The organism is Microbacterium sp. Au-Mic1, from assembly GCF_021341785.1.
GTDB lineage: Bacteria > Actinomycetota > Actinomycetes > Actinomycetales > Microbacteriaceae > Microbacterium.
Genome location: NZ_JAJTTF010000002.1, coordinates 359595 through 385559 on the forward strand (window position 1 = coordinate 359595; position 25965 = coordinate 385559).

The 25965-nt window shown below is 69.7% G+C and carries 20 protein-coding genes; 7 read left to right on the plus strand and 13 right to left on the minus strand.

Going from position 1 to position 25965, the window contains the following annotated elements; genetic code table 11:
- Positions 1-172: 172 nt before the first annotated feature.
- On the plus strand, positions 173-2992 hold the full coding sequence (acnA, locus tag LXM50_RS04245; protein ID WP_308192505.1) for an aconitate hydratase AcnA: 2820 nt from the start codon (positions 173-175) through the stop codon (positions 2990-2992).
- A 188-nt stretch (positions 2993-3180) separates the two neighbouring features.
- On the opposite strand, the gene LXM50_RS04250 is transcribed toward acnA, so the two are convergent.
- Together LXM50_RS04250 and LXM50_RS04255 are read right to left on the minus strand one after the other, a co-directional pair.
- A complete protein-coding gene (locus LXM50_RS04250) occupies positions 3181-4476 on the minus strand; it encodes a serine hydrolase (RefSeq protein WP_233310021.1) in 1296 nt (431 codons plus the stop codon).
- A gap of 141 nt (positions 4477-4617) precedes the next feature.
- A complete protein-coding gene (locus LXM50_RS04255; protein ID WP_233310022.1) occupies positions 4618-5787 on the minus strand; it encodes a citrate synthase in 1170 nt (389 codons plus the stop codon).
- Between the two features lie 102 nt (positions 5788-5889).
- Between LXM50_RS04255 and LXM50_RS04260 the strand changes: the two genes are divergently transcribed.
- Together LXM50_RS04260 and dxs are read left to right on the plus strand one after the other, a co-directional pair.
- On the plus strand, positions 5890-7200 hold the full coding sequence (locus LXM50_RS04260; RefSeq protein WP_233310023.1) for a citrate/2-methylcitrate synthase: 1311 nt from the start codon (positions 5890-5892) through the stop codon (positions 7198-7200).
- A gap of 61 nt (positions 7201-7261) precedes the next feature.
- Positions 7262-9244, plus strand: coding sequence for a 1-deoxy-D-xylulose-5-phosphate synthase (gene dxs, locus LXM50_RS04265; RefSeq protein ID WP_233310024.1), 1983 nt, complete (start codon positions 7262-7264; stop codon positions 9242-9244).
- Here the strand turns inward: dxs and LXM50_RS04270 are convergent.
- The 7 genes from LXM50_RS04270 to LXM50_RS04300 form a co-directional block, all read right to left on the minus strand.
- Positions 9241-9810 (minus strand): hypothetical protein, encoded by a 570-nt coding sequence (locus LXM50_RS04270; RefSeq protein WP_233310025.1) that lies wholly within the window; start codon positions 9808-9810, stop codon positions 9241-9243. The two genes, dxs and LXM50_RS04270, sit on opposite strands and share 4 nt — an antisense overlap.
- A complete protein-coding gene (locus tag LXM50_RS04275; protein WP_233310026.1) occupies positions 9807-10313 on the minus strand; it encodes a hypothetical protein in 507 nt (168 codons plus the stop codon). The genes LXM50_RS04270 and LXM50_RS04275 overlap by 4 nt, the downstream gene beginning before the upstream one ends.
- A gap of 62 nt (positions 10314-10375) precedes the next feature.
- Positions 10376-10909, minus strand: coding sequence for a hypothetical protein (locus LXM50_RS04280; protein ID WP_233310027.1), 534 nt, complete (start codon positions 10907-10909; stop codon positions 10376-10378).
- A gap of 44 nt (positions 10910-10953) precedes the next feature.
- The gene (locus tag LXM50_RS04285; RefSeq protein WP_233310028.1) at positions 10954-11646 is read right to left on the minus strand and encodes a TetR family transcriptional regulator; all 693 of its coding nucleotides are present in this window, start codon (positions 11644-11646) and stop codon (positions 10954-10956) included.
- Between the two features lie 62 nt (positions 11647-11708).
- Positions 11709-12971: an LCP family protein gene (locus LXM50_RS04290; protein ID WP_233310029.1), complete on the minus strand. Its 1263-nt coding sequence runs from the start codon at positions 12969-12971 to the stop codon at positions 11709-11711.
- A gap of 82 nt (positions 12972-13053) precedes the next feature.
- Positions 13054-14580: a glycerol-3-phosphate dehydrogenase/oxidase gene (locus tag LXM50_RS04295; protein WP_233310030.1), complete on the minus strand. Its 1527-nt coding sequence runs from the start codon at positions 14578-14580 to the stop codon at positions 13054-13056.
- Positions 14577-15176 carry a TetR/AcrR family transcriptional regulator gene (locus LXM50_RS04300; protein WP_233310031.1) on the minus strand — a complete coding sequence of 200 codons (600 nt, stop codon included), beginning with the start codon at positions 15174-15176 and terminating at the stop codon, positions 14577-14579. The genes LXM50_RS04295 and LXM50_RS04300 overlap by 4 nt, the downstream gene beginning before the upstream one ends.
- Before the next feature lie 20 nt (positions 15177-15196).
- Here LXM50_RS04300 and LXM50_RS04305 point away from each other — a divergent pair, with 20 nt between their 5' ends.
- From LXM50_RS04305 to LXM50_RS04315, 3 genes are read left to right on the plus strand one after another with little or no spacing between them, the layout of a single operon-like run.
- The gene (locus LXM50_RS04305; RefSeq protein ID WP_233310032.1) at positions 15197-16855 is read left to right on the plus strand and encodes an FAD-binding oxidoreductase; all 1659 of its coding nucleotides are present in this window, start codon (positions 15197-15199) and stop codon (positions 16853-16855) included.
- 3 nt (positions 16856-16858) lie between these two features.
- A complete protein-coding gene (locus LXM50_RS04310) occupies positions 16859-17761 on the plus strand; it encodes a diacylglycerol kinase family protein (protein WP_233310033.1) in 903 nt (300 codons plus the stop codon).
- A complete protein-coding gene (locus LXM50_RS04315; RefSeq protein ID WP_233310034.1) occupies positions 17758-19383 on the plus strand; it encodes a GMC oxidoreductase in 1626 nt (541 codons plus the stop codon). The genes LXM50_RS04310 and LXM50_RS04315 overlap by 4 nt, the downstream gene beginning before the upstream one ends.
- A gap of 62 nt (positions 19384-19445) precedes the next feature.
- Here LXM50_RS04315 and LXM50_RS04320 read toward each other — a convergent pair whose 3' ends face one another.
- The 4 genes from LXM50_RS04320 to LXM50_RS04335 all read right to left on the minus strand — a co-directional run bounded on the left by LXM50_RS04320 (position 19446) and on the right by LXM50_RS04335 (position 24751).
- Positions 19446-21590 (minus strand): 3-hydroxyacyl-CoA dehydrogenase NAD-binding domain-containing protein, encoded by a 2145-nt coding sequence (locus LXM50_RS04320; RefSeq protein WP_233310090.1) that lies wholly within the window; start codon positions 21588-21590, stop codon positions 19446-19448.
- An 8-nt stretch (positions 21591-21598) separates the two neighbouring features.
- Positions 21599-22804 carry a thiolase family protein gene (locus LXM50_RS04325; RefSeq protein WP_233310035.1) on the minus strand — a complete coding sequence of 402 codons (1206 nt, stop codon included), beginning with the start codon at positions 22802-22804 and terminating at the stop codon, positions 21599-21601.
- Positions 22805-22980: 176 nt separating this feature from the next.
- The gene (locus LXM50_RS04330) at positions 22981-24177 is read right to left on the minus strand and encodes an HRDC domain-containing protein (RefSeq protein WP_233310036.1); all 1197 of its coding nucleotides are present in this window, start codon (positions 24175-24177) and stop codon (positions 22981-22983) included.
- Positions 24170-24751, minus strand: a complete 582-nt coding sequence (locus tag LXM50_RS04335) for a DUF3000 domain-containing protein (RefSeq protein ID WP_233310037.1) — start codon at positions 24749-24751, stop codon at positions 24170-24172. The genes LXM50_RS04330 and LXM50_RS04335 overlap by 8 nt, the downstream gene beginning before the upstream one ends.
- Before the next feature lie 25 nt (positions 24752-24776).
- Here LXM50_RS04335 and LXM50_RS04340 point away from each other — a divergent pair, with 25 nt between their 5' ends.
- Positions 24777-25937, plus strand: coding sequence for a S9 family peptidase (locus LXM50_RS04340; protein ID WP_233310038.1), 1161 nt, complete (start codon positions 24777-24779; stop codon positions 25935-25937).
- Positions 25938-25965: the final 28 nt, after the last annotated feature.

A 25965-nucleotide genomic window follows, 5' to 3' on the forward strand; every position in this document is an offset into this window, starting at 1 on the left:
GGCGCCACGCTCGCCGTGCTAGATTTATCTTGACGTCAAGATAAATCAGCACCTTTCGCTCACCTGTCCGCGAGAGCAGACTGGTAAGGCCCGCCTTGCTAGCCGCGCGGGGGAGCGGGCGAGCAAGATGGTGTCGACTGTCGCTTCCATCCGAACAGAAGGAGACGGATCCGTGTCCACGGTGAACAGCTTCGGTGCCAAGAGCACCCTGACGGTCGGCAGCACCGACTACGAGATCTTCCGGATCGACACGGTCCCCGGATACGAGAAGCTCCCGTTCAGCCTCAAGGTCCTCCTGGAGAACCTGCTTCGCACCGAAGACGGCGCGAACGTCACGAAGGCGCAGATCGAGGCACTCGGTTCCTGGGATCCGGCGGCTCAGCCCGACACCGAGATCCAGTTCACACCGGCGCGCGTGGTGATGCAGGACTTCACCGGCGTGCCCTGCATCGTCGACCTCGCCACCATGCGCGAGGCGGTCACGGCTCTTGGCGGCGACCCGAACAAGATCAACCCGCTCTCGCCGGCCGAGATGGTCATCGACCACTCCGTCATCGCCGACCTGTTCGGCCGCCCCGACGCCATCGAGCGCAACGTCGAGATCGAGTACGAGCGCAACGGCGAGCGTTACCAGTTCCTGCGCTGGGGCCAGACCGCCTTCGACGACTTCAAGGTCGTCCCCCCGGGCACCGGAATCGTGCACCAGGTGAACATCGAGCACCTCGCCAAGGTCATCTACGACCGCTCCGTGAACGGCGTGCTCCGCGCCTACCCCGACACCTGCGTCGGCACCGACTCGCACACCACCATGGTCAACGGCCTCGGTGTGCTGGGCTGGGGCGTCGGCGGCATCGAGGCCGAGGCGGCCATGCTCGGCCAGCCCGTGTCGATGCTGATCCCGCGCGTCGTCGGCTTCAAGCTGACGGGCGAGATCCCCGCCGGCGTGACCGCGACCGATGTCGTGCTGACGATCACCGACATGCTCCGCAAGCACGGCGTGGTCGGCAAGTTCGTCGAGTTCTACGGCGCCGGCGTCGCCTCGGTGCCCCTCGCGAACCGCGCGACGATCGGCAACATGTCGCCGGAGTTCGGCTCCACCGCTGCGATCTTCCCGATCGACGACGTCACCCTCGACTACCTGCGTCTGACCGGTCGCGACGAGCAGGCCGTGGCCCTCGTCGAGGCCTACGCCAAGCAGCAGTCGCTCTGGCACGACGCCGCGAACGAGCCCAGCTTCAGCGAGTACCTCGAGCTCGACCTCTCCACGGTCGTGCCCTCGATCGCCGGACCGAAGCGCCCGCAGGACCGCATCCTCCTGTCCGAGTCGAAGGCACAGTTCGAGAAGGACATCCTGAACTACGTCACGGGTCCGATCGACATCAACGACTCCGGATCCTTCCCGGCGTCGGACCCGGGATCCGTCCCGGGTGAAGAGGTCGAGACCAACGAGATCCCCACGCTGTCCTCGGGGTCCCCGAAGGCCGCGTCCAAGCCGGTCAAGGTCAAGACGCCGGACGGGCAGAAGTACATCCTCGACAACGGCGCCGTGACGCTGGCCGCGATCACCTCGTGCACCAACACCTCGAACCCGTCCGTCATGATCGCCGCCGGCCTTCTCGCCCGCAACGCCCTCGCCAAGGGCCTGAAGCAGAAGCCGTGGGTCAAGACCACGCTCGGCCCGGGCTCGAAGGTCGTCACCGACTACTACGAGAAGTCGGGTCTCGACAAGGACCTCGAGGGCCTCGGCTTCTACACGGTCGGCTACGGCTGCACGATCTGCATCGGAAACTCGGGCCCGCTGATCGACGAGGTCTCGGCCGCGATCAACGAGCACGACCTCGCCGTCACCGCGGTGCTCTCCGGCAACCGCAACTTCGAGGGCCGGATCAGCCCCGACGTGAAGATGAACTACCTCGCCAGCCCGCCGCTGGTCGTCGCCTACGCCCTTGCCGGGTCGATGAACTTCGACTTCGACACCCAGGCGCTGGGCACCGACGGCGAGGGCAACGACGTGTTCCTCAAGGACGTCTGGCCCGACCCCGCCGAGGTGCAGCAGATCATCGATTCGTCGATCTCGCGCGACCAGTTCATCAAGCAGTACGCCACGGTGTTCGACGGCGACGAGCGCTGGACGAGCCTGCCCACGCCGACCGGTCCGGTCTTCGAGTGGGACGCCGACTCGACCTACGTGCGCAAGGCGCCGTACTTCGACGGCATGGAGGCGACCCCGGCACCCGTGTCCGACATCAGCGGCGCCCGCGTGCTGGCCACCCTCGGCGACTCGGTCACCACCGACCACATCTCGCCGGCCGGCAACATCAAGGCGGGCACGCCCGCCGCGCAGTACCTCACCGAGCACGGCGTCGCGCAGAAGGACTTCAACTCCTACGGCTCTCGCCGCGGCAACCACGAGGTCATGATCCGCGGCACGTTCGCCAACATCCGTCTGAAGAACGCGCTGGTCAAGGCGGTCAACGACGGACAGCAGATCGAGGGCGGTTACACCCGCGACTTCACCCAGGCCGGTGGCCCGCAGGCGTACATCTTCGACGCCTCGACGAACTACCAGGCCCAGGGCACCCCGCTGGTGATCTTCGGCGGCAAGGAGTACGGATCCGGATCCTCCCGTGACTGGGCGGCGAAGGGCACCAACCTCCTCGGCGTGAAGGCTGTCATCACCGAGAGCTTCGAGCGCATCCACCGCTCGAACCTCATCGGCATGGGCGTCGTACCGCTGCAGTTCCCTGCGGGCGAGTCCTGGGAGTCGCTGGGGCTCGACGGCACCGAGATCGTCTCGATCGCGGGCCTCGAGGAGCTCAACGAGGGCACCACGCCGAAGACGGTCCGCGTGACCGCGGCGCCGAGCGAGTTCTCGGCCGAGGGCAAGCAGACGATCGAGTTCGACGCGGTCGTCCGCATCGACACCCCGGGTGAGGCCGACTACTACCGCAACGGCGGCATCCTGCAGTACGTGCTGCGTTCGCTGGTCTGATCTACGACGAGAGGCGGGGCCGGTTCCTTCGGGAGCCGGCCCCGCCTCTCATGTCAGGCGCGTGGCGCGCGTCCGCCGCTGGCATCCGTGCTGCGACGTCTGCAGGACGCCGTGACGGATGCAGGCGCTGATCGCGGATTCCGTCCTGCAGACGTCGCCTGGTCCTGCAGGCGTCGCAGGACGTCTCCTCAGTTCTTCTTCGCGGGAAGTGTCGGCGGTGGGTCGTCCGGCGCGAGTTCCGTGGCGATCTGCCGGAACAGCCGGTCACTCGCGTTGTCGTAGACGCCGTTCGCGTCGAACGCGCCGGGCAGGAACGTCGTCGCCACCGCGATCGCGATCTTCTTCGAGGGCAGATACGCCTCGGTGGCGCTGTAGCCGCTGAGCAGCGGGTTCTGCAGCTGCCAGGATCCGGATCTCACCACTCCGAGTCCGTAGTTGTAGCCGTTCACCTGGGTGAAGCAGGATCCGGCGCAGACGGGGAGCGGTGTGCCGAAACCGATCAACGTCGAATCGGTCATCTCGTGGAAGCTCTTCGGTGAGAGCAGCTTGCCGGTGCCGACGGCGACCGCGGTCGTCGCCATGTCGGTGATCGTGGTCGTCTCGGCCGCTCCGATCGGCGTGCCCCAGGCGGGGTTCCAGAACGTCGACTCCTCCGTGAACGGCATCGACGGGGGAATACCGAGGGCTACGCGGCGCTCGGAGCTGTAGGCATGCAGCACCGGTTCCGGCACGGTCGCGGTACTGTACGCCGCCGTCTGCGTCAGACCCATCGGGCCGAGGACCTTCTTCTGCAGCAGCTGGTCGAGGGGAGCTCCTCCGATCATGGAGAGGATGTGGCCGAGGATCATGAAGTTGGTGTGCGCGTAGCTCCAGTTGGTGCCGGGCTCGAATTGCAGAGGGCGATTGAACGCGTCCTTCAATCGCTCGTCGAACGTGAACTCGTGGAACGGGTCGGCGTTGTAGGCCGCGGTCCACTCCGGATCCGTCTCGAAGTCGGGATATCCGGTGGTCTGGTTCGTCAGCATCCTGAGCGTGACCTTGTTCGCCTCGGGCAGGCCGGGCATCCACTTGTCGACCGTGTCGTCGAGGGTGATCTTCCCCTCGTCGACGTACTCCAGCAACAATGTGGAGACGTACTCGAACGCCACCGCGCCGTTGCGGAAATGCATGTCGGTGGTGGCGGGGACGCCGGTCATCGAGTCCCCGTACGCCTGCATGGCCACGACCTTGCCGTCGACCGTGACCCGCACGATCACCGCCTTGAGACTGTCGGCCTTCATGGCCTCTCGGACGATCGCGTCGACCCGTGCGTTCTGGACGTCCGGATGTGCGGACGACGCGATCGCGGCGGGAGCGGCCCCGCCCGCCGGCCGCCATACGATCCAGGCGATGACCACGAGCAATGCGATGACAGCAGCGGCTGCAATGACGACGATCGTCCTTCGCCGCGCGGTGCCGCGGGATGCCGGTGTCTGCGCGTTCACGTTCGTCTCCTCGGATCCACGATCGCGGAATGTCCAAGCGCACCGGGGGCCGTTCGGGTCCGGTCCTTCGGGCGCACGGGGACGATCACTCGCGTCCCCGTGCTCGCCTGCCGCTGAGCATAGACCCGGGGTCGGTGGCGATCAACGAGAGTGTGACGGCGCTCCGATGTAGCGGGAGGAGGGGCGGAGGATCTTGCCGTCCTGCACCTGCTCGCAGGCGTGCGCGCCCCAGCCGATCAGGCGTGCCGATGCGAACGTCGGAGTGAACAGCTCGCGCGGAATCCCGCACGCCTCCATGACGACCGCGGCGTAGAGCTCGACGTTCGTGCGCAGGGCGCGGCCCGGCTTGAGCTCGTCCAGCACCTGCAGCACGGTCTGCTCCACCGTCACCGCGAGGTCGACGCGGTCCGACGCGAGTCCGTCGACGCGCAGCCGCTGAGCGACCCCGCGCAGCAGGCGCGAGCGGGGATCCTCCGTGCGGTACACCGCGTGCCCGAACCCCATGATCCGCCCGCCGTTCTGCACGCGCTCGCGCACCCAGGCGTCCGCACGATCGGGTGTCCCGATCTCGTCCAGCATGTCGAGCGTGCGCGCGGGTGCGCCTCCGTGCAGTGGTCCCGACAGCGCGCCGAGTGCACCGCCGACGCACGAGGCGAGGTCGGCGCCGGTGGACGCGATGACCCGCGCCGTGAACGTCGACGCGTTGAACCCGTGGTCGATCGCCGCGGTCAGATACGTGGCGAGGGCAATGGAGAGGCGGGCGTCGGGTGCGGCGCCCGTGAGCATGCGCAAGTAGTCGGAGACGGGGTCGAGCTCCGCGTCCGGCGCGATCGGATCCTGTTCCTGGCCCCACCGGTGCAATGCCGCGATCAGGGACGGCGCGACGGCGGCGAGACGGATCGTGTCGTCGACGCGCTCCTCGTCGGTCTCGTCGTAGAGGGCGCGCCGTCCGTCCGCGGCGGAGACGAGAGCGAGCCCGGTGCGCAATTGGGCCATGGGATCCAGACCCGAGGCCGCGATCGCCGTCAGCGGTCCGTGCAGGTGTTCGGGGATCGTTCGCGCCGCGGTCGTACGGGCGCGGAAAGCTGCGGCGTCGGCGTCGTCCTGAGGCAAAGCGCCGAGTGCGACCAGCCTCCAGGCGTCCTCGAATCGGGCTTCGGCGGCCAGCTCCACACCCGAGACGCCCCGGTACTGGAAGAAGCCCTCCTCGCCGCGGACGTCGCCGATCGTGGTCTCGGCGACGACGACGTTGGTGAGTCCTCGCGGGACATCGATGAGATGCGTGTCGTTGCGATCGATGGTGATGGCCATGTCGGCTCCTCTCTGGCGAGTCGCGGATGGCGGCTCTTCGCTCACGATCTCTAATGGATCCGGATATCGTCAATGTTGATCGGATCAATGAAGGAGCTCGCGATGGACGTACTCACGGCGGCGCAGACGGCGGCGCGTCTCGGTGTGCGGACGGAGACGCTCTACGCGTATGTCTCTCGGGGCCTGATCGCGCGCGAGCGCGGGGCGCACGGCTCGTTGTTCGACCCGCTCGAGGTCGAGCGCTTCGCCCGTACCCGCCGCCGTGCGACCTCGCCCTCGCACGGCGCGGCTCGCGCGGCCGGCGCGGACGGGAGCCCGCTGGCTGTCATCGATACGGACATCGCGCTGATCGAGGACGGAGAGCTCTGGATCCGCGGCGTGCCGATCGACGAGCTGGTCGCGGGGGAGGGCCAGCCGCCGAGATTCGACGCGATCGTGCGGTGGCTCTTCGCGCGCACGGACCTGCCGCAGTGGGACGCGTTGCGGCTGGAAGGGTCCGGGAGCGCAGCTCCGAGCCGCGTGGTTGCCGCCCTTCCGCCCGCTGCCGGGGCATTCAGCCGACTGCTCGCGGCGGTCGCGACTCTCGCGGCGGAGGATCCGGAGCGATACGACCTCCGTGCGGAGACCGTGGCACGCGTCGCGACGCGTCTCGTCGCCGGGCTCGTGGATGCGCTCCCGCTGCTCGGCGTCGGTCAGGAGAACGACAGCGCGGCGTCGACCAGTGGGACGATGGGCGGATCGGTGGCAGCGCGGCTCTGGCCTCGCCTCACGAGGCTTCCCCCGACGCCTGATCGCGTACGAGTGCTGGACGCTGCGCTCGTGCTCCTGGTCGATCACGACATGGCGGCCTCGACTCTCGCCGCGCGGGCCGCGGCGTCGGCGCGAGCCCATCCCTACGCCGTCGTGGCGGCCGGGTTCGGCGCCCTCGACTCCGCTCTGCACGGAGCGGTGAGCGCGGCGGTCCACGCACTGCTCCGACAAGTGCGGGACGGGGTGGATCCGGCAGCCGCGCTGGCGACCGCGACGCGCTTGGGCGGAGCGGGGATCCCCGGCTTCGGACAGCTGCTGTACCCGGACGGAGATCCCCGGGCGCGGCTGTTGCTTCGGCTCATGCGCGAGACGGCGGATCCGCAGGCTGAGACGGCACTGGGGCTGGCCGAGCAGCTGATCTCCGTCGTGCAGGCCAGGACGGGCCTCCACCCCACGGTCGATCTCGCGCTGGCCGTGATGGCACTGGCCTGGGACATGCCCGCCGACTCCGGAGAGACGGTCTTCGCAGTCGCGCGCTCAGCAGGCTGGTGTGCGCACGCGCAGGACGAGTACGGGCGGTCCCCGCTGCGGTTGCGGCCGATCGGACACTACGTCGGTCCGGATGCGGCGGATCTCCAGCGGCCCGGGAGCAATGCTCGGTAGTCTTGGTCGGTGCTGCGGGCCTCGGCTCGCTGTTCCCGTTTCGTTTCAGGAGGCAGACACGGTGGCGATCCTTCCCGGCATCTCCGGTCCCCGCGACCTCGACCGGCTCACCCCCGAACAGCTCGCGGAGCTGGCAGCGGAGGTCCGTTCGTTCCTGATCGAAAACGTCGCCCGCACGGGTGGCCACCTCGGGCCGAACCTCGGCGTCGTCGAGCTCACCATCGCGCTGCACCGGGTGTTCTCCTCACCAGATGACCCGATCATCTTCGACACCGGGCATCAGTCGTACGTGCACAAGCTCCTCACGGGGCGTCAGGACTTCTCGGCGCTGCGCTCGCGCGGCGGGCTGGCCGGCTACCCACAGCGGTCCGAGAGCCCGCACGACGTCGTGGAGTCCTCGCACGCCTCGAGCTCGCTGAGCTGGGCAGACGGGATCTCCCGCGCCTTCACCGCGACGGGTCGCGGGGACCGTCACGTCGTCGCGGTCGTCGGCGACGGCGCGCTCACCGGCGGCATGACGTGGGAGGCGCTCAACAACATCTCCGATGACAACGAGCGCAACCTGGTCATCGTCGTGAACGACAACGGGCGCTCCTACGCGCCGACGATCGGCGGTATGGCCCGCTACATGAACCGGGTGCGCACGGCGGGCGTGTACCGCGACCTGCATCGCAAGTCGGACCGATTCTTCCGGGCGTTCGGTCCGGTCGGGCGCGCGTTCTACCGCGGCGTGCGCGGAGGAACGCACGGCTTCCTCTCGCGCTTCTCGAACAACGAGGAGTTGTACTCCAACCTCGACATCAAATACCTCGGTCCCATCGACGGGCATGACATCCCCTCTCTCCTTGAGACGCTGCAGCTCGCGAAGGACTACGGCGCCCCGGTCATCGTGCACGTCATCACCGAGAAGGGCCGGGGGTACCAGCCCGCGCTCGACGACGAGGCGGATCAGTTCCACGCGGTCAACAAGATCGACCCGAAGACCGGCGCCCCCCTCGCGGCGAGCGGCATCGGATGGACCGACGTGTTCGCCGACGCACTGGTCGACGTCGGTTCGCGCGCCCCGAAGGTCATCGCGATGACGGCGGCGATGCTGCGGCCCACGGGTCTCGCTCCGTTCGCAGAGCGGTTCCCCGACCGCGTCTACGATGTCGGCATCGCCGAGCAGCACGCCGTGACGTCCGCGGCGGGCCTCGCGTACGGCGGTCTGCATCCGGTGGTCGCGCTCTACGCCACGTTCATGGGCCGCGCGTTCGACCAGGTGCTGATGGACGTCGGGCTGCACCGTGCCGGGGTGACGTTCGTGCTGGACCGGGCGGGCGTCACCGGGCCCGATGGCCCGAGCCACCACGGTCTGTGGGACCTGTCCATGCTGCAGATCGTGCCGGGGATCCGCATCGCGGCGCCCCGTGACGCCGAGCGCCTGCGCGAGGAGCTGGAGGAGGCGGTGGCCGTCGACGACGCGCCGACCGTGATCCGCTTCCCCAAGGGTGCGGTGACCCCCGAGATCCCGGCGCTCGAGCGCCTGCACGACGGCGTGGACGTGCTCTCCCGCGATGAGGACGAGGATGTGCTGCTCATCGGGATCGGCCCGTTCGCGACTCTCGCTCTCGACGTGGCGGACCGGCTCAAGGCGCAGGGGATCGGGGCGACCGTGATCGACCCGCGCTGGGCGATCCCGGTGCAGCCCTCGGTCGTCGAGCTCGCGGCCCGGCACCGCCTCGTCATCACCCTCGAGGACGGCATCCGTGTCGGCGGGGTCGGCACACGCGTGCGTCAGGTTCTCCGCGAGGCGGGCATCGACACAGCCGTCGACGAGCTGGGCCTGCCCGACGAGTACATCGACCACGCCAGCCGCGACCAGATCCTCGAGGATGCCGGGCTGACCGCGGGCAAGATCGCGCAGGACGTCGTCGCCCAGGTGCTCGGCACGCGCGTGCCGATCGCCCGCCCCACGGGCGAGGTTCCGCTGCACACGGGCACGGTCGAGATCGTGGCCGGGCGCACGGTCGACGCGGACGCCGAGGAGCGTCGTCGACGCTAGGACGGATCCGAGCGCGCCGCGGTGGTTCGGACGTCATCGCGCAGCGCCTTGTGCGACGTGAGCCACCAGCCGCTTGCGGCGGCGACGGCGGTCGCGCTCGAGGCGATCACTACGAGGGGCGGGTACCACCAGCCGCTCAGGGCTCCGATCCCGAGGGCGACGCCGGCGCCCACGACCGCGCCGAGTGCGAGTTGGGCGCACAGATGCACCGCACGGTGCCGAACACGCGCGAGACCGCGTCCGACCAGACCGGCGAGCGGTGTGACGACGAGCGCCACGAGCCCGGAGAGCATGCCGCAGACGACGAGCGCAATCAGCAGGACGGGGAGCCCCGCGAAGAGACCGACGATGCGGGCGGACCAGATCGATCCGGCGTCGTCCCCCGACCAGAGAGCGACCCAGCCGTCCGTGAGCGTCGACGCGAGCTCCGGGACGATGACGATCAGCGCCACCAGTGCGAGGAAGACGAGCCAGGTCCAGACTCCGCCGCGTGCCAATTCCTCCCCGGTGAACGCCATGGGCCGTTGCGGGGTGCGGGGCGAGCGCGGGACCTGGGAGTCCGTCATGATGCGGACCTCGGGAACCGCCACGCGCAGGGCGCCGCCATGCCGCGATCGGCGTTCAGCGCCCGCGCCGCGGTGAATCTCCAGGCGAGGGGGAACGCGATCGTCGCCGCAACCGCGCTGCTAAGAACCACCGGAACGGCGAGCGCGGACAAGCCGACGATCCCGAGGGCGAACAGCGCGCCGAAGGAACCTGTGGCGCCGACAGCCAGACCGAGCACCGCATTGACGGTGATGTGCACCGCAGGATGTGCTGACCGTTCCCACGTCCGATTGAGCGCATGTGCAGGCAGCACGAAGAGGAAGAACGCGGGGACGCTGGCGACTGCGCCCGCGAGTGAGAGGGCGATTGCTCCGATGAGCCGGGACGAGACGTCCGAGATCGAGCAAGGCACGGAGGAAACTTCGGTAGGACAGCCAATGCCCAGCACCGCGAACAGCAGAACCGGCAGCAGTAGTAGCGTCAATCCCCAGGCGAGTAGCGCACCGTTGATGAACTCCTCCATGGTGAACGCCATGGGCCTCGCGGGCGTCCGCGGAGAAGGCGCGTCGGTACCGATGCTCATCATCATCGGGGAGCCGCCTGAGGATGGGGATGCCGGCGACGGAACCAGGGCTGCGGAGTCAGCCCGCGGTCCTTCCGCAGCGCGAGCGACGCCGTCCTCGCCCAGGCGAGCGTGATCGCGACCGACCCCGAGGCCCAGCCGGCGACGGCGATCACGGTCAGAACGCCTGCGAAGCTCAGATGCAGCGTGGTGATCACGGCTGCCGTCACCGCACCCGAGAAGACGATGCCGAACCCGGCCCATGCGATGACATGCGTTCGGAAGTCCGCCACCCGGACGATCGCACGTCCGAGGAGCAGCGCCGGCATCACTCCGATCAGGAGCGCGAGGAGCGAGATCGGCACGGCGTAGAACTGGACCAGGATGGTGAGGCCCACGCCTCTCCCGAGGGCGGAAAACAACGAATCCGCTTGGTCGAGTCTGTCGACGAACGCGGCGACGGTGCCCGCCAGCACGCACGCGATGAGGAACAGCACGAGGTGCAGCCCGAGAGCACGGAAGGCGCCCGCGATGAACTCCTCCGGGGTGAACGCCATCGGCTTCTTCGGTCTCCGCGGCCACGCCGGAAGCTCTTCGGCGTTCATGGCCGCACGTCCGCGATCTGGTCGAGGAGGTCGCGGGTCACACCGCGGACACCGGGGACGCGCAGGAACGGGAGTGCGACGGCAAACAGTCTGAGTCCGGTATCGAGGAGGCGGGTGGTCTTCGCCTGGTCGGGAGACTCGTCATAGGTCCACCGGAGGATGAGCGCGAGATACATCGGGAAGATCGCCTCGGGCAGACGCTCGGCGATATCGTCCGGCACACGATGCGACGCGCCTTCGACGACTTCGCGGAGCAGGCCGATCGTCATCTCGCGCGCGGGAGAGGACTCCACGGACAGGGGGTTGATCGGGGAGTCGGGGGAGACCATCGCGCTGAGGAAGCCCGGTGCGACGGCGCGGTAGGCGCCGACCGTTTCCAGGCCGGTCTCGAGGAAGATGCGCAGACGATCGACGAGGCCGGTCACACCCTCGAGCCTTGGGCGCGCTACTGCTCCGTGATCCCGCTGCTGCTGGTCGTAGAGCTCCTGGACCAGGTGCTCCTTGGAAGGGAAGTAGTAGTAGGCGTTCCCGACCGATACGCCTGCCTCCTTGGCGATCAGTCGGATGGTGGTGTCCGGGTAGCCGCGCTCGACGAATGAGGCCATGGCAGCCGCGCGGATCCGCGCTCTTGTCGCTTCGGCCTTCGGGGTGAGCGGCTTCGACGTCGCGTCCGACTCTGAACTGAACATGTTCAAAGAATAGCGCGGACCCCGTGGAACGTCTACCCGGGCCGGGCGTGGCCGGCGCTCGGTCAGTACACTCGGCCCTCCGTGCACGTCGCGGTGTCGGCCGTATTGCCCATCACCTGCGAAGGCAATGTGACGGCGTCGGTCGTCGTAGGGACTGCGGAAGCGGCAGGAGCCAGAGGATCAGCGGCATCGGCCTCCGCGGGAGCCGCGGTGCCGGCTTCCTCGGTCGACTGACCTTGGGTGGCCGCTGTGAATGTGAAGGTCTTGTTCTGCTCGAGAGCGGTCAGCACCTGCTGTGCGGCGGCCTCGTCCGGAACCAGCCGGTTCGGATTCGACGGCGCGGGATAGACGGGGTACTGGATGAACGCGTACTCCTGGGTGGGTACGCTCTTGATCGCGAGGCCCAATTGCACGAGCGTGAGCGGGTTCTCCAACGTGGTGCTGGGGTCGATCGCGCTGATGCCGGCGTGCGCCAGCCGAAGCAGCTTCGCGGGATCGGTGAGCGTCTGCTCGTCGCTGATCCGCCGCACCAGGCTCGAGAGGTACTGCTGCTGGTTGCCGATTCGCGCGAGGTCACTACCGTCCGCCGTCGAGTAGCGCGCGCGAAGAAAGGCGAGAGCCTGCGCGCCCTGAAGCGTATGCCGTCCCGCGGTCAGATCGATGCCGGAGTCCGCGTCCCGCATGTCGCTGGCGACGCAGATCTCCACGCCGCCGATCGCATTGGTGACGTCGATCACGCCACCCCAGTTGATCGATGCGGCGTAGCCGACCTTCAGCCCTGTCAGCGCGGTGATCGCCTTCGCGGAGCAGTTCACTCCGCCCCGTTCGAACGCGGCATTGATCATCTCGCCCGAGACCGCTGGTGACACCGTGCCGTCATCCTTCCGACACTCGGGGATTTCGACGAGGAGGTCGCGCGGGAAGCTGATCACCGTGATGTGCCGTGGCTCCGCGGAGATGTGCACGAGCATGAGGACGTCGCTGCGCGTGCCCTCGACGTCCGGATCCGAGCATCGATTCTGGAACATCGCGGCGTATTGCGGCTCGCAGTTGTCGGTTCCGGCGAGCAGGATGTTCGCGGCGACGTTCGGGAACCCGCCCAGTCCGGGTGCGGCTGCTTCTGCCGGTGCGTCCTCGAGCGCGAAGCTGCCCGACGCGAAGTTGCCGGCGAGGTCCTGGACGATCCAGACGCCGGTCGCGACCGCAGCGATGGCGACGGTGGTCGCGCAAACGGCGAGAAGGCGCAGGAACTGTCCCCAGGCGCCCGGACGCGGAAGCTGGCCGTGCTGGGCGACGGTCCGCCGACCGGATCTGGTTCCTCCCACACGATCCCCCTGATCTGCGCCTCGGACGATGCAGACGACCCGTCATGCACCACCTGTTGCTGCCCGAGCCTAGCGGGCGATGTCAGGCGGAGTCGGCGAGCGTCTCGGCCACGAGGCGCGACACCTGGTCGTGGGCGAGGGAGCGGTCATCGTCCACGAGGCCGATGCGGGTTCGCCTGTCCAGCACGTCGTCGGTGGTCAGCGCGCCTTCGGCCCGCACCGCGAACTCGACCTCGGCGCGTGTCACGTCGATACCCGCGGCGATGCGCTCCCGCGGGGCCGTGCAGCGCGCGCGGGCCAGCACCAGCCCGGCCTCCGCTCCGTAACGCCAGTGCAGATCGTCCGAGGGGCGCGAAGGAGCCGCAATCGCGCCGACGAGAGGCAGCGTGGCGGTGCGGCACGGCCCCGCGGGGAGACCTGCGATCGCGACTGCTCGATCGACCGCATCCTCTGCCATGCGGCGATAGGTGGTGAGCTTTCCGCCGAGGACGTTCACGAAACCGCCCTCGGAGACGGCGACGAGATGGCGTCGAGAGATGTCCGCAGTGGAGGTTCCACCGGTGTCGACGAGCGGACGCAGCCCCGCGTATGCACCGCGGACCTGGTCGCGCCGGATCGGCGTGGCGAGGGCGCGGTTGAGGACCTCGAGCAGGAACGCGATCTCCGGCTCCGTGGGGACGGCGACCGAGGGCACCGGCCCCGGCGCGTCTTCATCGGTGAGACCGACCACGACGCGGCCGAGCTGCTGCGGCAGAGCGAACACGAAGCGGCTGATGGATCCGGGATGCGGCACGGTGAGGGCTGCCGCGGGGTCCCCCAACGCTGCGGCGTCGAGCACGAGATGCGTGCCCCGGCTCGGCCGCATGCGGATGGCGTCATCGAGATCTCCGGCCCAGACGCCCGTGGCGTTCACCACGGCACGGGCGCGGATCTCGAACCTCTCGCCGCTGAGGGCGTCCTCGACGTGGGCACCGTTCTGGCGGAGCGTGAGTGCGCGCACCCGCGTGAGGATCCGGGCGCCGAGGCATGCGGCTGTCCGCGCGACGGCGACGACGAGCCGGGCGTCATCGACGAGCTGACCGTCGGCGGCGAGCACGGCGCCCTGCAGCCGCTCCGCCTGCAGGGTCGGCACCAACCGAGCCGCGGTGCGCGCTGTGATGAGGTGAGGCGCGGGCAGGACGGCCTGCGGCGTGCCCGCCCGCAGCCGCAGCAGATCCCCGAGTGCGAACCCCACGGCGCCTGTCAAGCGCTGCTTCGGGCTGGCGGCGGGGGAGAACGGCAGCAGCTGAGCCATCGGGCGGATGAGATGAGGGGCGATCCGCGTCATCAGCAGGTGGCGCTCGACCGCGCTCTCCCGCGCCGTGGCGATGTCGCCGGTCGCGAGGTAGCGCAGCCCGCCGTGCACGAGCTTCGAACTGAACCGGCTGGTGCCGAACGCGAGGTCCTCGGCCTCGATGAGCACGACCGACAGTCCGCGGCTCACCGCGTCCAGGGCGACTCCGGCGCCGGTGATCCCGCCCCCGACGACGAGCAGGTCGACACGGTCCTCGGCAGTGCGGAGCAGTTCCTCGCTCCGGCGCCGCGCGTTCAGTCGCGAGGAACCGCTCATGGCCGCAGCAGCCCGTCGATGGCGGTGCGCAGCTCGCGTTCGAAGGAGAGCTCGTCGATGAGTTCGCTCACCGTGCCGTGGGAGAGCAGTGCGGACTGCGCGATCAGCAGCAGCATCACCGCCATCGCCTGCGGATCATCGCGGCGGACGGATCCATCATCCTGGGCCGCAGAGATGGAGACCGCGATCCAGGCGAGGATCGCACGCTGGCTGGATCCGACGCGCTCCAGGCTGTAGCGCGTGAACGCCTCGGGCTCATCCGTCAGCAGGTGCCGGTAGACCGGGTCCCCGCGGAACAGCGTGGAGAACCGGAGCACGTCCTCGATGATCTCGGCGCGGGTCGTCGCAGGCTCGGGGAACTGGTCGAGGATGCTCGCCACACGGCGCAACAGGGCGGCGCGAACCACATCGTCGGCATCCGACCAGTGACGATAGATCGTCGGGCGACTCACTCGCGCGCGGCGGGCGAGCTCGGCGATCGTCACGCCGTGCACGCCTCGCGACGCGATGAGCGCCTCGGCGGACTCGAGGATCCGGGTCTGCGTCGGGTCCCAGCTCGGCAGGGGGACATCGAACGCGGGTTGACGTTTTGTCATGATCTGTCACACTGTAACGCATGACGAACCCGAGCGGCAGAGACGCCGACGATCCGATCGACGAGACGGCGCCGATGCGCTGGAATGGCTGGGGAGACCCCGAACGGGCCGAGGGTCTGCCTTTCGCTGTGCGTTCCCTGCTGCCGCTGCTGCTCGGGCGCATCCGTCGCCCCGGCTCGGCGATCGCCCTCGCCGACGTCCGGCTGATCCGTTCCGCCTTCACGTCCGACGACGTCGAGGCGTTCGCCGAGGTGCTCGGCGCCGACAACGTCCGGACGGATGCGGAGTCCCGCATTCGGCACGCCGGGGGGCGTTCCACCCCCGACCTGCTGCGCCGCCGTGAGGAGGACCAGGCCGCGCCCGACGCGGTGCTGCGCCCGCACGACCACGACCAGGTCGTCGCGTGTCTGCGCCTGGCCGCGGAGCGCGACATCGCCGTGATCCCGTACGGCGGCGGGACGAGCGTCGTCGGCGCCCTCGACCCCGAGCGCGGTGCGCACAGGTGCCTCGTGAGCCTGGATCTCGGCCGGATGACCGGCCTGCTGCGTTACGACGCCGTGAGCGCGGAGGCGGTGCTCGCCGCCGGAACGACCGGGCCGGAGGCGGAACGGCTCCTCGCGGGTCACGGCATGGAGCTGGGGCACTACCCGCAGAGCTTCCGCTACGCGACGATCGGCGGATTCGCCGCCGCGCGCTCATCGGGACAGAACTCGGCCGGTCACGGCCGGTTCGACACGATGGTCACCGGCATCAGGGTCGCGACCCCGACGGGCGACATCGAGCTGGGGCGGTCGCCGGGCAGCGCCGCAGGCCCGGACCTCATCCGCCTCTTCCTCGGATCCGAGGGCATCTACGGCGTCATCACCGAGGTGACCGTGCGCGTGCACCCCGTGCCGTCCGGGCGCGTGATGGAATCGTGGACGTTCCCCGACTTCGCGACCGGTGCCGCGGCGTTGCGAACCGTGGCGCAGGGCGGCGGTGGCCCCACCGTGATGCGCCTGTCCGATGAGGCCGAGACCAGCGTGAGCCTCGCTCAGGTCGGGAAGATCGGCAAAGCGCTCGCGAAGGGCACGAGCGCGGTCACCGTCTTCGAGGGGGACGACGTGGCGGCGCGTCGAGCGCGCACGGCTGCGCTGCTGCACGCGGCCGGCGGCACGTCGCTGGGCGAGGGAGCATCGGAGGACTGGCTGCGCACCCGTTTCGACGGACCGTACCTGCGCGATGCCCTGCTCGATGCGGGTGTGTTCTGCGAGACGCTCGAGACGGCGACGACGTGGTCCCGGCTCGTGGGCCTGCGCGATGCGGTGACGACGGCGCTCAAGACCGGATTCGCCGAGGCAGGACGCAAGTCCTTCGTGATGTGCCATGTCTCGCACGTGTACCCCACGGGGGCATCGCTGTACTTCACCGTGCTCGCTCCGCTCGGCACCGATGCGCTGGACGCATGGGCCGGCATCAAGCACCGGGCCGGCGACGCCATCATGGCCGCGGGCGGCACGATCAGCCACCACCACGCGGTGGGGCGCGATCACTCGCCCTGGCTCGCGGACGAGATCGGTCAGACGGGCATCCGGATCCTCGCGGCTGTCAAACGCGAGCTCGATCCCGCGGGGATCATGAATCCCGGCGCCGTGCTCGGCGCGGCGGCGCCGGTTCCCGTGTCACCCGCGGGAGCCTGAGGCATGCCGAGGATCGCGCTGATCGTGAACCCGCGCTCCGGCAAGGGGCGCGGCGCCTCCGCGGCGGATGCGGCCGTCGCCGCGCTGCGGGACGCGGGTGCCGAGGTCGTCGTGCACATCGGATCCTCGCCCGCGGACACGCGCCGTCTGATCGGGGTCGCCGTCGCGACACGTCCGGAGGCGCTCGTCGTGGTCGGCGGAGACGGCACCGTGTCGGAGATCCTGCCCGAGCTTGCAGGCACGGAGATGCCGATGGTGCTCGTTCCCGCCGGCACGGGCAACGACCTCGCTCGCGCCCTGGGAGTGCCGAGACACGACCCGGCCGGTGCCGCGCTGCTCGCGCTGCACGGAGTTCCTCGTCGCATCGACGTCGGCGAGATCGTGGCAGCCGGCCGGACCACGCCGTTCCTCACGGTGGCGGCGCTCGGCTTCGATGCCAAGGTCAGTGATCGCACGAACCTGCTGCGCTGGCCCCGCGGTGCCGCGCGCTACTACCTGGCGATCCTGATCGAGGTCGCCCGCCTGCGGCCGACCCGGTTCCGGCTGGCCTGCGAGGGCGAGGATCCGAGAGACGCCCCCGGCACACTGGTCGCCGTGGGCAACACCGCCAGCTACGGCGGCGGCATGCCGATCTGCCCCGACGCGCGCCTCGACGACGGCCTGCTGGACGTGGTGCATGTCGCGCCGATGCGGCGGATCCGATTGCTCGCGCTGTTCCCCCTGCTGCTGCGCGGGCGGCATCTGACGCGGCCGGAGGTGGCGCACCGCCTGGTGCGCGAGATCACCGTCTCATCGCCGGATCTCGTGGTCTACGCCGACGGAGAGCGGATCGCGGAGAAGGCGTGCACCATCCGGGTGCGCCCCGCGTCACTGACCGTGATGGTCGCGAAGGGAGTCACCGCATGACCGGCTTCGATGAAGACGTCGTCGTGATCGGGTCCGGGTTCGGCGGTTCGGTCGCTGCGCTCCGGCTCGTGGAGAAGGGCTACCGGGTCCGTGTGTACGAGGCGGGTCGACGCTTCGAGGACGACGACTTCGCGAGGACGAACTGGGACGTCCGCCGCTACCTGTGGGCTCCCGCCTTCGGGTGCTTCGGCGTACAGCGGATCCACCGGCTGCCGCACGTCATGATCCTCGCCGGCGCCGGTGTCGGCGGCGGATCCCTGAACTACGCGAACACGCTCTACCAGCCTGGCGATGGCTTCTTCGACGACCCGCAGTGGTCCGGTATCGCGCCATGGCAGGACGAGCTCGCGCCGCACTACGCCACGGCCAAGCGCATGCTCGGTGTCGTGGAGCACTACCCGCACACCGGCCCGGTCGAACGGATCATGGCAGGTGCAGCCGAGGATCTGGGCGTCGCGAAGACATTCCGCCGAGCGCCGGTCGGCGTGTACTTCGGCGCGCCGGGCGAGACCGTGCCGGATCCGTTCTTCGGCGGCGAAGGCCCCGCACGCACCGGCTGCACGTTGTGCGGGAACTGCATGGTGGGCTGCCGCGTCGGCGCGAAGAACACCCTCATGAAGAACTACCTCGCGCTCGCGGAGCGTCGTGGCGCGGTGATCGAGCCGCTGCGCACGGTCGTCGAGGTCCGCGAGCTCGCCGGAGGAGGCTTCTCGGTCACCACTCGCCCCAGCGGCGGGTGGGGTCGGGGCCGACGGCGCACCGTGACCGCGGAGCGGGTCGTGCTGGCGGCGGGCACCTGGGGGACGCAGCAGCTGCTGCACCGGATGAAGGCCTCGGGCGCGCTGCCGCGGATCCCGGATGCGCTCGGCCGGCTCACCCGCACCAACTCGGAGGCGCTGGACGGCGCGGTCTCGACCGCGGTGCCGGAAAAGGCCGGCTTCGCCCACGGCGTGGCCATCACGACGTCGTTCCACGTCGACGATCGCACGCACGTGGAGAACGTGCGGTACGGCCCCGGATCCAACCTCATGGGGGCGCTCGCGACCGTGCTCGTACCGGGCGACGTGCCGCTGCATCGCCGCCTGGGCGCGCTCCTCGGAGCCGTCGCGGGTCATCCGATCCGACAGTTCCGACTCGGGACGCTGCGTCGCTGGAGCGAGCGCGGCATCATCGCGCTCGTCATGCAGACCGCCGACAACTCGCTCACGCTCTCCCTGCGCCGTCGGTTCGGGCGCGACGTGCTGACCAGCGCCCAGGGGCATGGCGCCCCGAACCCGAGCCACCTGCCCGAGGCGCACCGTGCGGCGCAGGCGATCGCGACCCGCATGACGCAGGAGACGGGCGTGCCTGCATCCGCACGGGGATCCTGGCCCGAGGTCTTCGGTATCCCGCTCACCGCACACTTCCTCGGCGGGGCGGTGCTGTCGGATGCGCCTGAGCACGGCGTCGTGGACCCCTTCCACCGGGTGTGGGGGCATCCCGGGCTCTCGGTCGTGGACGGATCCGCCGTCCCGGCGAACCCGGGTGTCAATCCGTCCCTCACGATCACGGCCCTGGCCGAACGTGCCATGTCGTACTGGCCGCGACGGGGCGAGCCGGATCCGAGGCCGGAACAGGCCTGACGCACGAAGAAGGCCGCCTCCCTCGGGAGACGGCCTTCGTCGTGCAGCTCTGTCGCGCCGCGTCAGGCGTTCGCGATCCCGCGGATCGCCGGCGTGTGGAACGTCGCGTTGAACACGCGCTCCGATGCGCCCTCGCGGTCGAGGTACGGCGATGCGCCGCCGTCGATGAACGGCCAGCCCGCGCCGAGGATGAGGCACAGGTCGATGTCCTCGACCTCCGGCACCACGCCCTCGTCCAGCATGAGCTTGATCTCCTGCGCGAGCCCGTCCTGCACCCGGCGGAGGATCTCGGCGGCCGGGGTCGGCGTGGAACCCGCGGCCTGCTTCACGAGCTTGTCCGCGGCCTTGGTGAAGCCCGTCACCTGCCCGCCCTTGTCCTTCTCGACGACCTCGGGCAGATCCGCCAGCGCGTGGAAGTTCTCGTTCGCGTAGAAGCGGTCCGGGAACGCGTGCACCATGGTGTCCTGCACGTGCGCGGCGACCTTCCAGCCGACCAGGTCGATGAGCTGGAACGGGCCCATCGGCAGTCCGAGCGGGCCGAACGCCTTCTCGACGTCCGCGACGGGCGTTCCCTCGTAGACGGCACGGGCGGCTTCGCCCATGACCTTGGCGAGAAGGCGGTTCACGACGAAGCCGGGGGCGTCGGCGGTCAGGACCGCGTTCTTGCCCAGGCCCTTCGCGACCACGAACGCGGTCGACAGCGCCGCTTCGGTGGTCGTCGGCGTCTTCACGATCTCGATGAGCGGCATGACCGCGACCGGGTTGAAGAAGTGGAAGCCGACCAGACGCTCGGGATGAGCGAGCTGGGATCCGATCTCCTCGACCGACAGCGACGAGGTGTTGGTCGCGAGGATCGCGTCCTCGGCGACGATCTTCTCGATCTCGCCGAACACCGCCTGCTTCACGCCGACCTCCTCGAACACGGCCTCGATCACGAAGTCGCAGTCGGCGTAGAGGCTCTTGTCGGTCGTGCCGGTGACGAGGGCGCGCAGCTTGTTCGCGGTGTCGGCGTCCAGCCGGCCCTTCGCCTCGAGCTTGCCGATCTCCTCGTGGATGTAGGCGACGCCCTTGTCGACGCGCGCCTGGTCGAGGTCGGTGATGAGCACGGGCACCTGCAGCTTGCGCACGAAGAGCAGCGCGAACTGGCTGGCCATCAGGCCCGCGCCGATGATGCCGACCTTCGTGACCTTCTTCGCGAGGGCTTTGTCGGGAGCCCCGACGGGACGCTTGGCGCGCTTCTGCACGAGGTCGAAGGCGTACATCGACGCCGCGAACTGGTCGCCGGTGACGAGGTCGGCGAGGGCCTCGTCCTCCCGTGCGAAACCTTCCTCCCTGGTTCCGCTCTTCGCCTTGTCGAGCAGGTCGAGAGCAGCGTAGGGCGAGCGGGGCACGGTGCCGATCTTGGACTCGAGCATGCCGCGGGCCATCTTGATGGCGATCGGCCACTTGGTGAGGCGCTCGATCTTGCCGGGCTCGTTCTTGCGCTCGACCTTCTTGCCGCCGAGCACCGCGTCGGCCCAGCGCAGCGAGTCCTCGAGGAAGTTCGCCGCGGGGAAGATCGCGTCCATCATGCCGAGCTCGAACGCCTGCTGCGGCTTGAGCATGCGGTTCTGCTTGAGCGGGTTCGAGATGACGACCTCGAGCGCGTTCTCGATGCCGATGAGGTTCGGCAGCAGGTACGCGCCGCCCCAGCCCGGGATGATCCCGAGGAACACCTCGGGCAGCGCGAGGGCCGCCGCCGAGGCGTCGACCGTGCGGTAGGTCGAGTTGAGCGCGATCTCGACGCCACCACCGAGGGCGAGGCCGTTCACGAACGCGAACGACGGCACGCCGAGCGTGCTGAGCGATCCCAGCACCTTGTGTCCGAGCTGCGCGATGAGGCGCGCGTTGTCGCGGGATCCGACCCTGCTGATGTCGGAGAGGTCGGCGCCGGCCGCGAGGATGTACTGCTTGCCGGTGATGCCCACCGCGGCGATCTCGCCGGCGGCAGCGCGGGCGCGGAGTCCGGCGAGCGTCTCGCCGAGCTCCGTGAGCGTCGCGGGGCCGAGCGTGTTCGGACGGGTGTGGTCGCGCCCGTTGTCGAGCGTGATGAGCGCGAGCACCTTGCCGGACGGCAGGCGCACGTCGCGCACGGGGGAGTGCGTGACGACCTCGCCCTCGGTGAGGGCCATGATGGACGAGAAATCGATGGCGTCGTAGTTCGTCATTCCTGCACTCACTTCCGCTTCTTGCCGTCGAAGTAGGGGTTCTCCCAGATGACCGAGCCGCCCTGGCCGAGTCCCACGCACATCGCGGTGAGGCCGTAGCGGACGTCGGGACGCTCGGCGAACTGCGCGGCGAGTTGGATCATCAGGCGCACGCCGCTGGCGGCGAGCGGGTGCCCGAGCGCGATCGCGCCGCCCCACTGGTTGACCCGGGGGTCGTCATCGGCGATGCCGAAGTGGTCGAGCAGCGAGATGACCTGGATCGCGAACGCCTCGTTCAGCTCGAACAGGCCGATGTCGTCGATCGTCAGGCCGGCCTTCTTGAGGGCCTTCTCGGTGGAGGGGATCGGGCCGATGCCCATGATCTCCGGCTGCACGCCCGCGAAGGCGAAGGAGACCATGCGCATCTTCGGCGTCAGGCCTAGCTCCTTCACGGCTCCGCCGCCGGCGAGCAGCGACATCGTCGCGCCGTCGGTGAGCGGCGAGGAGGTGCCGGCGGTGACGCGGCCGTGCGGACGGAACGGCGTCTTGAGCGCCGCGAGGTCCTCCATCGTGGTCTGCGGGCGACGGCCCTCGTCCTCGGTGGCGAGGCCCCAGGCGCCGTCGGCGCCCTTGATCGCGACCGGAACGAGGTCGGGCTGGATCTTGCCGGCGTCGTAGGCGGCCTGCACCTTGTGCTGGCTCAGCATGCCGAAGCGGTCGGAGCGCTCCTTGGTGAGGTGCGGGAAGCGGTCGAAGATGCGCTCGGCGGTCACACCCATGTTCAGGGCGCCGGGGTCGACCATCCGCTCAGCGACGAACCGCGGGTTGGGGTCGGCGTTGCCGCCGATCGGGTGGTGCCCCATGTGCTCGACGCCGCCCGCGAGGGCGAGGTCGTACATGCCGACGCCGATCGACGCACCCATCGTGGTGACGCTGGTCATGGCGCCCGCGCACATGCGCTCGACGGCGAGGCCGGGAACGGTCTGGGGGAGTCCGGCGAGGATCGCGACCGAGCGTCCGAGGGTGAGGCCCTGGTCGCCCGTCTGCGAGGTCGCCGCGATGGCGACGTCGTCGATCCGGTCCAGCGGGACGTCCGCGTTCCGCTCCATCAGGCCGATCGTGGCCTTGACGGCCAGGTCGTCCGCGCGGGTGTTCCAGTACATGCCCTTCTCGCCGGCGCGCCCGAAGGGGGTGCGCACTCCATCGACGAAGAAGACGTCCGAGATCTCGGCCACTCTGCCTCCATTGTTCCGCCGGGAGCCAACGCTCGCCGGACTTACAGTTTCGCACGTCCTGAGGAACGCGGTTCCCGAATTCGTGAGACCGAGTCTCAACTCGTTCCGCGCGATCGGGTGTGTGCTCTCAGCCTAGGAGCGGTGGGGGAACGGAGGATGAATCGGTTGGGCTGAACCTACGAAGCGGTTCCGGAGGGCTCGTCGGTCGTTTGCGCGGCTTCCACAAAAGCATCCGCGATCCGCTGTGCGGTTTCCTCAATCTGCCACCGTCGGGCATCACGTGCGGCGAGGGCGGAACCGATCGATGCGGCATCCGTCTCCGTCGGCGGCTCCCACGCGATCCTGCGCAGTGTGTCAGGGGTGAGCAGGTTCTCCGTGGGCATCCCGAGCTCTTCGGCGCGGGCTTCGACGGCGGCCCTGGCGGACTTCAGCCGGGCGTCCGCCTCGGGGTTGCGGTCGGACCAGGCGCGTGGCGGCGGGGGAGCGTCGCTGGGGACGCGCTCACGCGGCAGATCGGTGCGCTCGCGGCCGCGCTCGATCGCCGCCCACCAGCGATCCAGCTGGCTACGGCTCGCTCGCCCGGTGAACGCCGAAACCGCGGCGAGGGCGCCCTTGCTCTGCGGGTTGGCCTGCACCGCGGCGATGAGCGCGCGGTCGGGGACGAGACGACCCGGCGAGACGTCGGATTCCCGGGCGAAGTCCTCCCGGGCCTGCCACAGCTCGCGGGCGACGGCGAGGTTCTTCGCGCCGCGGACCTGATGCAGTCCGCTCAGGCGTCGCCAGGGCTCCTCACGCGGCGGCTTGGGCCGGCGCACTCGGGTGGCCTCGAACTCCTCGGCGGCGTACGCCGTCTTGTCGGCCGCCGCGAGCTCGGCCGCGATGAAGTCGCGGACGTCCACCAGATGCAGCACATCGAGCTCGGCGTATTCGAGCCAGGCGTTCTGCAGCGGCCGGGTCGACCAGTCCGCTGCCGAGTGCTCCTTGGCCAGCACGATGCCCAGGGCGCGCTCGACCACAGCCGCGAGGCCGACGCGCTCATAGCCGAGCAGCCTCGCTGCGAGCTCGGTGTCGAACACGCTCGCGGGCTCCAGGCCGAGTTCATGCAGAGAGGGCAGGTCCTGGCTCGCGGCGTGGAACACCCACTCCTCGGCGCCGATGGCCTCCTGCAGGGGAGCGAACGAGGTGATCGCGATCGGATCGAACAGGAACGCTCCGGCGTCGCGGCGGAACGCCTGCACGAGATAGGCGCGCTGCGAGTAGCGGAAGCCGGAGGCGCGTTCCACGTCGACGGCGACGGGCCCGCGTCCTGCAGCGAGCGTCCGGGCCGCGGCGGCGAAGTCCTCGTCGTTGTCGATGACGACGTAGTCAGTCACGGATGGTTCTCCTGGCGCCGAACACGGCGATGTCCTCTGAGCCGGGCGGCAGTCCCGCCAGCATCCCGACCAGTTCCGCCCAAGCCTCGGCGTGCGGGGCGAGCGGACCGGTCGGCGACCACGACGCGCGGAGTTCGATCTGCGCGCCGTCCCCTTCCGCGGCCAGGCCGCCGAAGCCCTTGGACAGGGTCTTCGTCGACGTTCCGGACGCGGAGTGATGCGTCGCGCCGTGGGAGGCGAGCGCGTCGATCAGCCAAGACCACGCTACATCGGCGAGCAGCGGATCCGTGCCGATCTCGGGCTCGAGAGGCGCCTGCGCGAAGGCCACGATGCGCCAGGGCCCGCCCCAGGCGTCCGGCTCCGACTCGTCGTGCAGCAGCACGAGGCGACCGGTGCCGTACAGCGAGTCGCCGTTCTCGTCGGGGCGTACATCGGCCGCGAGCGCGAGCGCATCGGGCGCGAGGCCGGACGGCGCGGCGATCTCGTGCACGACGATGTCGGCGCGGAATCGCAGCGCGCGCAGCTGCTCTGCGGCATGCGCGAAGTCGCCGTCGGATCCGGGATGAGCGCTCACGCGGACAGACTAGAGTCAGGAGGCGATGAAGAGTCTCAGGCACGCCGCGACGGTCGGCGCGATCGCGCTGGCGGGCGCCGCGGCTCTCGGCGCGGCGATCGGCGGAGCCCTCGTGCTGCGCATCGCCCGCGAGGTGATCACGCCCGCACCGCGCAAGAACGACACCGACGTGCTCTCGATCGACACGGGTGCGCAGACGATCGAGCTCTCACGGACGCCGGACACCGAGCTGCCAGGGCGCTACGGCCTCTATGTCGACGGCACCCCCGGATACGTCAAGCTCGGCGCCGTGCTGCACGCGGACGCCGGCAGCGTGCGTCGAAAGCTGCTGACTCAGATCGAGCCGGGTGCCGAGGTCGGGCGCCGCGCGGGATTCAGCGGTTACTACTACCTCGCACCGGGGGAGCTGCACCTGCCCTACGAATCGGTGCTGATCGGTACGCCGGCAGGGCCCTGCCCGGCCTGGATCTTCCCGGCGGAGTCGACCACCTGGGTGATCCAGGTCCACGGCCGGGGTGCCACCAGGTCCGAGTGCCTGCGCGCCGTGCCCGTGCTGCATGCCGCAGGGCTGCCGGTGCTCGTCACCTCCTACCGCAACGACGGGGAGGGTCCGCGCACGCGACCGGGTTCCTATGGTCTCGGGGCGACGGAATGGCGCGATGTCGACACCGCGATCGCCTACGCGCTCCGTCACGGCGCGGAGCGGATCCTGCTCATGGGGTGGTCGATGGGTGGCGCGATCGCGCTGCAGACGCTGGTGAGCTCCGACCACGGCGGCGCGGTGGTCGGCATGATCCTGGATTCCCCGGTCGTCGACTGGCGCACGGTGCTGCGCTTCCAGGCGAAGGCGATGAAGCTGCCGGATCCGCTGCCGCAGCTCGCGATGGACGCCCTGGAGCAACCCTGGTCGGCACGGCTCAGTGGCGCCGACCAGGCGATCGCATTCGACGCGCTGGACATGGTCGCCCGCTCCGCCGAGATCGACGTGCCGATCCTCCTGCTGCACAGCGACGACGACGGCTTCGTGCCCTCAGACGCCTCGCACGCCCTGGCGAAGGCGCGGCCGGACCTGGTGACCATGCCGCCGTTCACCGGCGCGCGCCACACAAAGCTGTGGAACTACGACCAGAACCGCTGGACCGACGCGATCACCGATTGGCTCGGCGAGCAGGGGTTCGCGGACTGATCCGGCCGGATCGTCGGGCGCCTTTCCT